The 13,300-nt window shown below is 36.5% G+C and carries 10 protein-coding genes; all 10 read left to right on the forward strand.

The features are described 5' to 3' along the window. Positions 1-6: 6 nt before the first annotated feature. The 10 genes from BM084_RS00790 (at position 7) to BM084_RS00835 (ending at position 13,269) form a co-directional block, all read left to right on the forward strand. On the forward strand, positions 7-1,170 hold the full coding sequence (locus BM084_RS00790; protein ID WP_093302071.1) for an SIS domain-containing protein: 1,164 nt from the start codon (positions 7-9) through the stop codon (positions 1,168-1,170). Beyond that, complete coding sequence (locus BM084_RS00795) at positions 1,160-2,086, forward strand: 1-phosphofructokinase family hexose kinase (RefSeq protein ID WP_093302073.1); 927 nt, start codon at positions 1,160-1,162, stop codon at positions 2,084-2,086. Before BM084_RS00790 ends, BM084_RS00795 begins: the two co-directional genes overlap by 11 nt. After that, positions 2,076-3,020, forward strand: coding sequence for a carbohydrate kinase family protein (locus BM084_RS00800; protein WP_075326312.1), 945 nt, complete (start codon positions 2,076-2,078; stop codon positions 3,018-3,020). Before BM084_RS00795 ends, BM084_RS00800 begins: the two co-directional genes overlap by 11 nt. Further along, complete coding sequence (locus tag BM084_RS00805) at positions 3,020-3,844, forward strand: class II fructose-bisphosphate aldolase (RefSeq protein ID WP_075326313.1); 825 nt, start codon at positions 3,020-3,022, stop codon at positions 3,842-3,844. Before BM084_RS00800 ends, BM084_RS00805 begins: the two co-directional genes overlap by 1 nt. Positions 3,845-3,932: 88 nt before the next feature. Continuing rightward, positions 3,933-4,922, forward strand: a complete 990-nt coding sequence (locus tag BM084_RS00810) for an amidohydrolase family protein (protein ID WP_093302447.1) — start codon at positions 3,933-3,935, stop codon at positions 4,920-4,922. Between the two features lie 119 nt (positions 4,923-5,041). Continuing rightward, entirely contained in the window at positions 5,042-6,451 is a 1,410-nt protein-coding gene (locus tag BM084_RS00815) for a Gfo/Idh/MocA family protein (protein ID WP_075326314.1), read from the forward strand. A 204-nt stretch (positions 6,452-6,655) separates the two neighbouring features. Then, complete coding sequence (agaR, locus tag BM084_RS00820; RefSeq protein WP_075326315.1) at positions 6,656-7,426, forward strand: transcriptional repressor AgaR; 771 nt, start codon at positions 6,656-6,658, stop codon at positions 7,424-7,426. A 47-nt stretch (positions 7,427-7,473) separates the two neighbouring features. Next, the gene (locus tag BM084_RS00825; protein ID WP_093302076.1) at positions 7,474-8,370 is read left to right on the forward strand and encodes a dihydrodipicolinate synthase family protein; all 897 of its coding nucleotides are present in this window, start codon (positions 7,474-7,476) and stop codon (positions 8,368-8,370) included. Between the two features lie 90 nt (positions 8,371-8,460). Continuing rightward, a complete protein-coding gene (locus BM084_RS00830; RefSeq protein WP_245764316.1) occupies positions 8,461-11,748 on the forward strand; it encodes a SusC/RagA family TonB-linked outer membrane protein in 3,288 nt (1,095 codons plus the stop codon). Between the two features lie 15 nt (positions 11,749-11,763). Next, positions 11,764-13,269 carry a RagB/SusD family nutrient uptake outer membrane protein gene (locus tag BM084_RS00835; protein ID WP_093302077.1) on the forward strand — a complete coding sequence of 502 codons (1,506 nt, stop codon included), beginning with the start codon at positions 11,764-11,766 and terminating at the stop codon, positions 13,267-13,269. Positions 13,270-13,300 lie beyond the last annotated feature (31 nt).

The following is a 13,300-nucleotide window of genomic DNA, read 5'->3' on the forward strand; positions in this document are numbered from 1 at the left end:
ATATATATGAAGGAGAATAAATCAGGAGAACAAAGTGTCTCACATACCAAACAAGAAATAGAAGGTCAACCAGAATTATGGCAATCGGTTTTTGATCTAATTCAAGCACAACAAAAAGAAATCAAAGCTTTTTTAGACCCAATCTTGAATAAGAATGGTTTAGAAATAATTTTAACCGGGGCTGGGTCTTCAGCTTTCGTAGGAGAAGCAGCTCAAGGGCTGGTTCAAAAAAACAGCAAACGTACTACACGTGCCATTGCTACAACCGATTTAGTCACCCATCCTGAGCTTTTTTTTCCTAAAGATCATCCAGTGCTTTTAGTATCTTTTGCTCGTTCCGGTAACAGTCCGGAAAGTGTTGAAACTGTAAATTTAGCCGACAGTTTTTGCTCTGAAATTTTTCATTTAGTGATTACCTGCAATAAAGAAGGGGAGTTATTTAAATATACCAGAGCTAATACAAAAACCGCTTTAGCCATTTTACTCCCGGAAAAAGCGAATGACAAAAGCCTTGCAATGACTGGGAGTTTTACTTCAATGTTACTAAGTATATTATTGGTTAGTGATCTAAAGAATTTGGAAAGTCATAAACTGGAATTGCAACGAATAATGAACCAGGGGAATCTTCTTCTGGATAGTGCAAAGGCTTTTAAAGAAATTTCGGCGAAATATTTTGAACGCGTGGTATTTTTGGGTTCTGGACCTATGCTAGCAATTGCCCGGGAATGTCATTTAAAACTTCAGGAATTAACAGATGGTCAGATTATTTGTAAACATGATTCCTTTTTAGGTTTTAGACACGGTCCGCGTGCAGTGACTAATGAACAAACCTTATTGGTTTATCTTTTCTCGCCTAGTGACCATGTTTATAAATATGAATTAGATCTTGCAAAATCTATTGCAAAAGATCCCAGAACGATAGAATGTGTAAGTATTGGTCGTTCAGAAGATAAAGTCCTCCATTCCTGTCTAAATATAGATTTAAATTTAAATTCAAATCAGCAGTTAAATATTGTACCTGCGACTCTGGTGGGCCAGATTATGGGTTATTATAAATCTTTACAGTTAGGTCTAAATCCAGATAACCCCTCGATTTCTGGAGCAATAAGCCGGGTAGTGCAAGGCGTGAAAATTTATGAATATCCTGAAAAAATAGAGCATGATTCTTAATCTTTGTCCTAATCCTTCTATAGATAGTTACGCCTGGATGAATAATCTTGTTGCCGGCCAATCAAATAGAATATCAAATATAAAAGAATATCCAGGCGGTAAAGCCACCCATATAGCCCTGGCCCTTGCAGAACTAGGAACAGAATCTATGTTATACGCCTTTTGGGGTGGATCCTCTGGAGAATGGATAAAAAAGGAATGCCTAAAGAAGGGTGTTTATATAAATGGAATTGGTTTAAAAGACAATAACAGGAAGTGTTATACATTTTTATCGGAAAATAAAGCATTTAATAATACCGAGATTTTAGAACCGGGCCCCAGCCTTAATAAAAAGAACTGGGAAGATTTTAAACAGGGATATGTACGTTTAATTGAACATACCAGCATTATTTGTCTGGCTGGATCCTGGCCCAGGGGAATTTCTGCAGATACTTATGCCGAATTAATCCAGATAGGAAATAATTTTGGAAAGCGAAGTATACTTGATTGTACCGGTAAACAGCTTCAAAATGCACTTGAAATAGGTTTTTTTGGTTTGCACCTTAATGAGCACGAAGCCATGAGTCTTTGTGGTAGTGCTAATATGGAGGATTTGTTGAAGACTTTGAACGGCAGGGTAGAGCTAGTGGCTTTAACCCGCGGTAGTAAAGGATTGGAACTTTTTTATAGGGGAAAACTTATCACAGCAAATGTAAAAATAGATGAGGTAATAAGCCCAGTAGGGAGTGGTGACTGTCTTACTGCAGGTATTGCCTATGGTGTGGCAAATAACTTCTCACCATCTAAAATTGCCACCTATGGAGTGGCTTGTGGGGCAGCAAACTGTTTAAACGAAGATTTGGGAATGTTACATTTAGAAGATGTAAACCGGTTATTACCTCAGGTAGAAGTAAAAGAGATAATATATGAGCAATAAAAAACTATTGGTGGTTGGAGAGTTGAATATTGATCTTATTTTGAATCAAATTCAGGGTTTTCCGGAAATAGGTGCTGAAAAAATTGCTGAAAACATGGATTTTACCCTGGGTAGTTCTTCAGCAATTTTAGCTTCGAATATTGCTGCTCTGGGTGTTCCTACTTCCTTTTGTGGATTGCTTGGAGAGGATAATTTTGGTGATTTTATTTTGAAAGAATTACGAGGAAAAAATGTGGATACTCGGTTTATTAGTCGTTCTGAACACCACAAAACCGGTATTACCGTAGTGATGAATTATGATCAGGATAGGGCCAATGTAACTTATTGCGGAGCAATGAGTGTGCTAAGTATAGAACATATACCCTGGGAAAATATTTCAACATTTTCACATCTTCATTTTTCAAATTATTTTCTGCAGCCTGGTATGCAGCCTTATATTACTGAACTATTTAAGAAAGCAAAGGAAGCTGGACTTAGTACTTCTCTAGATTTACAGGTAGACCCACAGGATAAATGGGATTTTGATTATAAAAATTGTTTACCATTTGTAGATGTTTTTCTTCCTAACGAGAATGAGCTTTTGAAACTTACGGGAAAGAAAAATCTAAAAGGTGCTATTGAAGCGATAAAAAACCATACTAATATTCTGGCTTTAAAATTAGGAGATAAAGGTGGTAGGGTGGTATCCGGATCTGAAGATATTACAATAAAACCTTATTTAAACAACACATATAAAGATGCCATTGGTGCCGGTGATTCCTTTAATGCAGGTTTCTTAAAGAAATTCCTAAGCGGAGCATCTTTACGGGAGTGCCTTGATTATGCTAATCTCACAGGCTCAGTAAGTACAACGGCGGCCGGAGGTACTGGTGCTTTTAGTAATGAGAAAGAAATTAAAAGCAAAATTCAACAAATCGTGAATAAGAAATTATAATGAAATTAAAAGAAAAATTACAACAGTTGAGAAGTGAAGGCCGTGGAATTCTGGCTACTAATTTTTATAACCTAGAAACCTTGCATGGGGTATTAGGTGCCGCTTCAGAAATGAATGAACCTTTAATTTTACAACTTACCCAGAGCTCTATAGATTATATGGGATTGGAAACAGCGGTAAATTTAGGAAGAACTGGATTAAAACAGTTTGGAGTAGAAGGTTGGATTCATTTAGATCACGGTGGTTCGGTAGATTTAGCGCAGCGTTGCCTGGATGCAGGTTTTGATTCAGTAATGATAGATGGTAGTGAATTAGCTTTTGAAGAGAATATTCAAATTACCCGGGAAGTTGTAGAACGGGCTAAAAAATATGGAGCACATGTAGAAGCTGAATTGGGGTACGTTGCTAAGTTAGGACAATCTCACGATGAAGAAGTTTTTACTCAACCCGAAGAAGCCAAACAATTTGTAGAAGAAACGGGAATTGATGCCCTGGCAGTTGCTATTGGTACTGCACATGGATTTTACCAAAAAGAACCTGAGCTACAATTAGATTTACTGGAGAAAATTGCAAAAGCTACTCCTGTAGGATTGGTATTGCACGGTGGTTCTGGAGTGCCAGGTTCCCAGATGCAGGCAGCCATTTCCAGAGGGATTTGTAAAGTAAACCTTGCTACAGAAATCAAGAATATCTTTATGAAAACCTTGCAAAGTGAATTGCGTAATAATGAAGAGATAGACTTAAGAAAGGTATTTCCCGTAGCAACTGAAGAAATTACAAAACTGGTTAAAGGTAAATTAGAAATTGTAAAGAATAATAGGTAAAAGCTGTTAGAATAAAGTGCAGCCAAAATCTATTTCCTATGAAGAGGAAAAAAATTAAGTGCAAATAGAATTAAAAAAAGAAAACAATATGATATCAAAATTTATAGATGCGCACGTGCATTTAAACACGCTTTCTGCAGAAAAAATGGAGAAAATGATGGAATATAATTCGGGTTTTCTTTCTATAAACACCAATATCCCATTTTTTGATGAAATTGAAGAACAGGAAAAGATCATTCTTAAGCTTCAGAAAAAATATCCGGGAAGAATAAAATATTTTACCACGTTCAATTTTAAAAAATGGGGAACTTCAGAGTTTGTAGATGATGCTATCAATCAGATAAAGCGAGGGATAGATAATGGGGCAGTAGGGGTGAAGATATGGAAAGATGTAGGTTTTGATTATCATCACGAAGACGGCAGTTTTGTAATGATAGATGATCCTGTCTTTGATCCAATTTTTGATTTTATTCAAAAGAATAAAATTATGCTTATAGGTCATCAGGGAGAGCCTCGAAATTGTTGGTTACCTCTGGATGAAATGACCGTAGATTCAGATAGAAACTATTTTAAAGACCATCCCGAATATCATATGTTTCTTCAAAAGCAATATCCCTCTTATGAAGATCAAATGCAGGCCAGGGATAATATGCTAGAAAAATTCCCCGAAATAACCTATGTGGGGCTTCATTTGTTTAGCATGGAGTGGAGCATCAAAGAAGTTGCTGCTCGTTTGGAGGCATATCCAAATACTTTAACCGATGTAGCTGAGCGTGTTTGCCATTTACAATTGCAGGCTAAAGATAATTGGGAAGCTGTACGCAACTTCTGCATAAAATATCAGGATAGAATTATATACGGCACCGATGTGATTGACGACGGTAATACGCCAGCAGACGAAATCGCCGGAAGGTTTGAAAATTTGTGGCAATTTCATTACGATTTTTTCGCCACAGCAAAAACATTGAGCGCTCCGGAATTTCAAGGAGATTTCAAAGGTCTCGATCTCCCCAAAGATGTTGTGGAAAAGATATTCTATACTAATGCGAAAGAAACTTATGGTTTTTCCGATTTTTAAATTGCTAATGTTTGTTTTTCCGGGTTCGCTTTAAATAGTATGAAAACATATCTTTTATGATCTGCTACTTCTTAAGTACTTAATAACTATACAGATTTTCTAGAATTAAAACTTTTATTATGAAAAATAACCGAAGAGATTTTTTAAGAATAACCGGTCTTGGCGGGCTTGGACTGGTAAGCAGTAGCTTTTTAAACTGCAAAGGGCCTGAAGCATTTTTAGCAAATGCTCCTACCGGTCCCCAACAGTTTAATATGAGCGGTTATGCCGCTCCCAAATTAGATACCGTTCGTATTGGTTTTATTGGTCTGGGAATGAGAGGTCCGGGTGCGGTAAACCGTATGAGTCAGATTGAAGGAGTGGAGATTAAAGCACTGTGTGATTTAAGACCTAAACAGGCTGAAAAAGCAAAAGAACTTTTAAAGGGAACTTCCCATAATCCCGATTTATATTCGGGGAGTGATGATGCGTGGAAAGAAATGGTAGACAGGGAAGACCTGGATTTAATTTACATTGCAACCCCGTGGGACTGGCATACGCCAATGGCAGTATACGCTATGGAAGCCGGAAAACATGCTGCAGTAGAAGTTCCAGCGGCAAAGACTATAGATGAATGTTGGGAGCTTGTGGAAACATCTGAAAGAACTAAGAAGCATTGTATGATGCTTGAAAATTGCTGTTATGATTTCTTTGAACTTTTAACTTTGAATATGGCACGCCAAGGTTATTTTGGAGAAATTATTCACGGAGAAGGAGCGTATATCCATGATCTATTAGATCTAAATTTTCAGAAAAATGCTTATGAAGATATGTGGCGTCTAAGAGAGAACTATGAAAGAGATGGAAACCTTTATCCAACTCATGGTTTAGGCCCAATTTGCCAGATAATGAATGTAAACAGGGGTGACCAAATGGATTATTTAACGTCCCTATCCAGTAATGATTTTCATATGGCTGGGAAAGCTAAAGAATTAGCTAAAGATGATTCTTTTTATGACCAATTTGTTGGTAAAGATTATGCTGGAAATATGAATACCACCATGATTAAGACCAAAAATGGAAAAAGTATAATGGTGCAGCATGATGTTACTTCTCCACGCCCTTATTCTAGAATACACTTAGTAAGCGGGACTAAAGCTTTTGCGAGAAAATGGCCAAGCCCTGAGAGAGTAGCTAAGGGACATAGTTGGTTAAATGAGAACGAAATGTCTGAACTTGAAAGTAAATATACTCCTGAAATAGTGAAAAAAGTAGGTGATATGGCGAAGAAAGTCGGTGGCCATGGAGGAATGGATTTTATCATGGACTGGAGATTGATTGATTGTCTTAGAAATGGCCTTCCTTTAGACCAGGATGTATACGATGCAGCTTTATGGAGCGCAATCACCCCTCTTTCAGTAGATTCTGTTACCAATAGAGCTCAGTCTATGGACGTGCCTGATTTTACAAGAGGAGCATGGAAGAATAATAAGCCTGTAGATGTAACTTTAAAAGGAGGTGGAACAACCAATGTAATATTAAAAGCTTAGAAATTATTTATTCATTATTACGAAAAAACTTGTATATTTTGGAATAAAACTTTCAAACGAAATATAATATTTTTTAAATTCCTGTTTTGTTGTCTATAACTAACAGGAATTTTTTATTTTTTGTCTAATTTTGGAATAAATAATAAAAAAGTAACTATACCTCTAATAGGGAAAATAGTTAACTAAATAAATCAAAGCTAATCTATGAGAAAAGCCGCAGCACGCCGATCTAAAATTTTGGAAATTTTAGATGAAACAAATAAAGTGAATGTAACCGAATTAAGTGAGCACTTTAGTGTGAGTGAAGTTACTATTCGTAACGATTTAGATAAATTAGAAAAAAATAAACTCCTTGTTAGGGCTCATGGAGGTGCTTTTAAGACAAATAACCTGGCCTTAGCGGTATCAGAAAAGAAAAGTATTAATCGCGATCTTAAACGGCTAATTGGGAAGACCGCTGTTGGTCTTATCCAGGAAAATGATTCTATTATTCTGGACTCAGGAACAACTACTTTTGAAATTGCGAGTAATCTGGGGAAGTTTAAGGAAATTACGGTTATTTCTAATGCACTGGACATTGTTAACAATCTTGCTCAGTTTGATAATTTAAAAGTTTATATGCCTGGCGGATATTTAAAGGAATTTTCCATGTCCTTAGTGGGGCCAATGGCGGAGCGAAATTTAAAACAGCTTTTTTGTAATAAATTGTTTCTTGGAGTAGATAGTATTAGAAGTAATGTCGGTTTTTTCACCCACCATATGGAAGAGGCATATCTAAATCAAATAATGATTGAGATTGCTGAAGAAGTAATTGTGGTGGCAGATTCTACTAAGTTCAAAAAAACCGGCCTGGCTTTTATTCAGAATTTTGAACATATAGATAAGGTTATTACCGACGATGGAATTGATGAGAACGACCTTAAGATGTTACAAAAGAATAACGTGGAAGTTTTAATTGCAGGAAAAGGTGAATAAAAGATAATATTTTATATATTTGATATGTAATACATAATACATATCAAATGAAAAACTTGTTTGCGGCGACTTATGCGCCTATGAAAGATGATTGGAGCATTAATCCTGGGATGGTTGGTTCGTATGCCGATTTCCTTAAAAGGAATAAACTATCTGGAGTTTTTATTAATGGTTCAACTGGTGACTTTGTTTCATTAACCACTAATGAGCGTACAGAGCTACTGGAAGCCTGGGCAGATCATAAATCAAATGGCTTATACTTAATAAATCACGTGGGAAGCAATAGCCTGAAAGAGGCAGAAATTCTTGCAGCTTCTTCAGTGGGAAGGGCAGATGCAGTGGCAGCAATAGCTCCTTTTTATTTTACACCTTCAAATATCCAGCAATTAATTGACTATTGTAAATCAATTGCATTAAAGGCAAAAGACCTTCCTTTCTACTACTATCACTTACCTGTTTTAACCGGTGTAAATTTTCCAATGCTGAGTTTTGCTGAAAAAGCTAAGGGGCAAATTCCCAATTTTGCTGGTATTAAATTTACTGAGAATAATCTCGTAGAATTTCAAAAAACGAGTCTTGGTCATCCTGATTTGGATATTTTCTTTGGAGTAGATGAAGCTTTTTATTCTTCACTAGGCTTACAGGCTGGTGGTTGGGTTGGAAGTACTTACAATCATTTATCACCACTTTTTTATAAAATAAAGGAAGAATTTGATAAAGGTAATCTTCAGAAAGCTGCACAATTACAGAGTTTTGTAGCAAAATTTGTAGAAACATTGAGTAGCTATGGAAGCTTCAACGGATCTGGGAAAAGTTTTATGAAGAAACTTGGCATAGATTGTGGCCCCTCTCGTTATCCGCATCCTACTTTAAAAGATTCTGAAATAAAAAATGCTTTCGAAACTTTTGAAAACATTGGCTTATCCGAATATTTTTCATCATAACGAAAAATTTTTTATTAAATTATTATGTATAACATAATGCTTTTATTTATATTAGCAGTGTTAAAAACAAACAAATTAAATCCTAATTTTATGAAAAAAAGATTAATTATGGATGATTGGAGATACCTTTTGAATAAGGTATTACAATTATCCCGGCCAGATTTCACTAATAAAGTACTATTGGGTGGGCTTGTATTTTTGTGTTTTGGCTTTACGATGCAATCTCAGGATTTCGAAGTTTCAGGAGTTGTTTCAGATGAAGCAGGAATCCCTATACCAGGAGTTAATGTATTAGTGAAAAATACTAATCGTGGTGTTCAAACCGATTTTGATGGAGCATATAATATAGAAGTATCCCAGGGAGAAACTTTATCCTTTAGTTATATAGGTTTCAAAACTACCGAAATCGTTGTAGAAGACGGGGATTCTGAAATTAATGTTATTCTTGAAGAAGATCTATCCAGCCTGGATGAAGTGGTTGTTACCGGGTATTCCACCCAGTTGAGGAGTAATATGGCTACAGCAGTTTCCAAATTAGATACTAAGGTACTGGAAAGCGCGCCTAGATCTAATGCGGCTACAGCGCTTCAGGGTACTATTGCAGGTTTACGTGTAACTCAAAACACTGGACAACCCGGAGCTACACCAAGTATCTCCCTACGTGGGGGGAGTGATTTTGGTGGTGGCGGTAGTCCATTAATTTTAATTGACGGAGTTCCTGGATCCTTTTATGCTTTAAATTCCGACGATATTGAATCTATGGAAGTCTTAAAGGATGCTGCTTCTACTGCCGTATATGGTGCGCGAGCTGCAAACGGAGTTATTCTGGTAACTACCAAAAAAGGAAAAGCTGGACGTTCTAACATTACCTATAGGCATAGGTATACTATCAATGAAAGACGGGACACCCCAGAATATCTTGGGGCCGAAGATTTTATTATTTATAATCGTAGGGCCATTAGAAATACACAAAGAGTACTTGGTGAAGGCGCATTTAATAATTTTCTAGTAGGACCCCAGGGGATGGGAACTGGCAATAACACTACAAACTCTCCTTTTACTACAATGATTTTAGGAGAGGATAATAGATATTTGCTAGATCAGCCAGGTTGGAGTTCCATTCAAGATCCTATAAATCCGTCGCAGCAGTTAATTTTTCAAGAAAATGATATGAGTGAGTTGTTTTTTCAAAATAGTCATTCAAAAGATCATTCTCTTTCTTTTGATGGCGGTAATGAGAAAGGTACTTATTATGCCGGTTTGGGATATCTTGATGATCAAGGTATTGTTATTGGTTCTGGTTTTGAACGGTTTTCAGGAACGTTTAACGGATCCTATAACGTAAAAGATAATTTTAAAGTTTCTTCAAATTTACTTTATGCGCATTCCGAAGTTAATGGTACTTATTTGGGTAATGATAATCAAATATTCGAACGTGCGGCGGGGCAACCACCTACGTCCAGGATTTATAATAATAATCCCGATGGGAGTTTAAGTGATGATCCAAACCCTGGTACAAATACTAGTTTTGGTAATCCATTATACTATAAGGATAAATTTTTAAGTGAGAATTTGGAGCAGCGTCTTACTGCATCAGTACAATTGGACTGGCAGTTTATAGAAAATTTCAACTTAATGCTTAGGGGTTCCCATTTTACTATTAATAACACTAATGAGAGTTTTAATAAAGCGTACTTAAATGCGGGATCATTAGTAACCACTAGAAATGCTTCTGCCAGCCATCAAAAAACATTGAGGAATCAGGCCACGGCCACGGTTACTTATGATAATGTTTTTAATGAAAAACACAATGTTAATGCAATGTTGGGTGGAGAATTTTTTCGAGAAGACTATTTTGTATTGAGTGGAGCAACAAGGTTATCTCCTACCGATTTAATTACTACTCTGAATGCGGGAGCAGAAGCTAATGGAGTGCCTTCTTCCTCAAAAACTAATTATGCTATTGCTTCAGTTTTTGGGCAGGTAAATTATGATTATGATAATAGATATTTACTAGGTCTTACTTTTAGACAAGACGGAACTTCGAGATTAGGGACTGAAAAATATGATTTCTTCCCAGGGGTATCATTTGGTTGGAATCTTCATAATGAAAACTTTTATGAAAGTTCAAATGTTGAAAGCTTAGTATCGCGTATTAAGCCACGTGTAAGTTATGGGGTGAATGGGAATATAGATGTATTGAGTAATTATGGTGTTTATGGTTTATATGCGGAAACCGCTGTGTATGGTGGTCAAACCGGTTACGCTAATACCAATTTACCAACACTTGGTCTAAAATGGGAACGTGCCACTACACTCAATTTTGGATTGGATTTAGGCCTGTTTAAAAATCGTGTGAATCTTTTAGTAGATTATTTTATTCGAGATGTGGATGATAAACTTGCAGGTTTAACTTTACCTCAATGGACTGGATTTAGTTCTATCCTTGTGAATAACGGGACCTTAAGAAATAAAGGTTTTGAATTAGAATTGGATGCAACAATTGTCAATAACGACAATTGGAACTGGAATATTGGTGGTACTTATTTTACACAAAAAAGATATGTGGAATCTTTACCTGATAACGGGGTAGAAAACAACCGTCAAGGAGGGATTGAGGTTTATGACCCTGAAACCGATGGTACCCGATATATAGGTGGTTTACAGGAAGGACAACGAGTGGGAACTGATATTGTTACGGCTTATATTCAAGAAGGAGTTTATCAAACTGAAGCAGATCTGGCAGAGCACGAAGGTCGTAGAGTAGAAATGGCAACCAACCCAGAATTTCAGCAGTTAGGGGATTCTCGTTGGAGGGATGTGAATGGTGATAATATTATAGATTTTCGCGACAGGGTGAAAATTGGTAGAATTACACCAGATTTCTTTGGAGGATTCACCTCAGATCTTACCTATAAAAACTTTAACTTGTTTATAAAGACTGACTTTGCTTTAGGCCATCTAATACAAAACAATGCAAGATCCCGGGGAATGGCGCAAGTTCAAGGAAATATGAACTGGACTAACGAATTGTTAGATACCTGGACGGAAGAAAATCCAAATACAAACGTTCCCAGATACGATTTCACTGATCCACAACGTAACCACTTGTCCTTTCCGTATGGAGGACAGTACAATAGTAGTTCTCGTTATTGGGAAAAAGGGGACTACCTAGCTCTTAGGGAGGTGACCTTAAGTTACAATGTTCCAGGAGAACTTATAGGTAATGTATTCCAAAACCTTAGAATATATGGAACGGGAAGTAATTTAGCATACTTTAATGATTATACCGGTTACTCTCCAGAAAATGGAGGTATAGATAGCGGTCGTTTCCCCTTACCGGTAAGTTATACTCTGGGGGTTAATTTAAGTTTTTAATAAAAAATAATTATTATGAGGATTTATAAAATAGTTAGTGCACTTTTCTTAGTTTTTGCACTAGGAGCTTGCGAAAGCGAGTTAGATCTACAGCCAGAAAGCACCCTAACCTATAATGGGTTTTGGGAGAGTGAAGAGGCTGCAAGGGCCGCACAGGTTGGTTTATATGCTAATTTTAGAAATTATAATAGTACTTTCTGGGTTATGGGTGAAGTTCGGTCAGATATTTGGGGTGGCCCTACCTTTGAATCTCCTTCTAACCTTGATTTAATTAATCAAAATATTAGTGCTACTCAGGTGCCATTTGGAAATTGGGCCGGTTTTTACGGTTATATGCATCATATTAATGATTTTCTTTTAAATATTGAAAATATCGAATTTGACAATGAAGCCGATAAAGCTCACCTTATTGGACAGGTGTATGGAATTAGGGCATTTATGTATTTTACAATGTTAAAAACCTGGGGTGGAGTACCAATTTCAACTGAACCTTTGTTAGACGTTAATCCGAGCGAATTAGCTAAAGCTCGTTCTTCTAAAGAAGAGGTAATGGCATTAGTAAAAAGCGATATTGCCAGATCTTTAGAGGCTTTTGGAGATGATGAATCTTTTTGGAATGGGCAGCGAACCTATTGGTCTAAAGCTGCAAGTTTGGTCTTGAAAGGAAAAGTTTATTTATGGTCTGGTAAACTCCTTGGCGGGGGAGATACAGATTATAATGAAGCAAAATTAGCTCTAGAAGAAGTACAAGGAATGGGCTTTAGCCTGGTAGAAAATTACAATGATCTGTGGGGTGAAGAAAATGAAAATAATAATGAGTTCATTTTTAAATTTGATTATACACAAGATGAAGCTGGAAATTTTTATAGCGGATTATTTACTGGTCGGTCTACAGAGATAAATGCTACCTGGGATTCCTATGGTAACTCTATGGCCGATTTTATTTCTAATGGAGGTAACCGTTATGGTCCAAGTATTAAAATACTGGAAATGATTGATAATACTGAAGATGCTCGTAGGGATGAGACTTTTATTAGGCTTTATGGTAATGATGAAGGTCATATTCCATTTGATACTGAAGGGTATCAGGCCTCTATTCTGAAAAAGTTTTTGGGTGTAGTTGAAGCAGGTAGCCGTTTAAGTAATAATGATGTACCATTGTTTAGATATGCCGATGTTATATTGCTTTTGGCTGAGGCCAAAAATAATTTAGGGGAAGATCCGTCAGAAGAAATCAATCAAATTCGAATGAGAGCTTATGGAGAGGATTATACAGAAGCCGAAGATGCTTATACAGGTGGCTCTCAGGTAGAGAATACTCGTGCAATTCTTGATGAAAGGTTAAAAGAATTTATCGGGGAAGGAAAACGTTGGTGGGATTTAAGACGTGCAGGAGGCACATTTATATTTGATGAAATAGAAAGTTTGGATGCAGCTGAAGCTTATAAATTGGAACTACCAATTTCTCCAGGAATGATAGCCAATAATCCGCTATTGGAACAAACAGAAGGTTATGAATAATAATTATACCCATGGTTATTATTTATTAGTT

Source organism: Salegentibacter agarivorans, assembly GCF_900113135.1.
Classification (GTDB): domain Bacteria; phylum Bacteroidota; class Bacteroidia; order Flavobacteriales; family Flavobacteriaceae; genus Salegentibacter; species Salegentibacter agarivorans.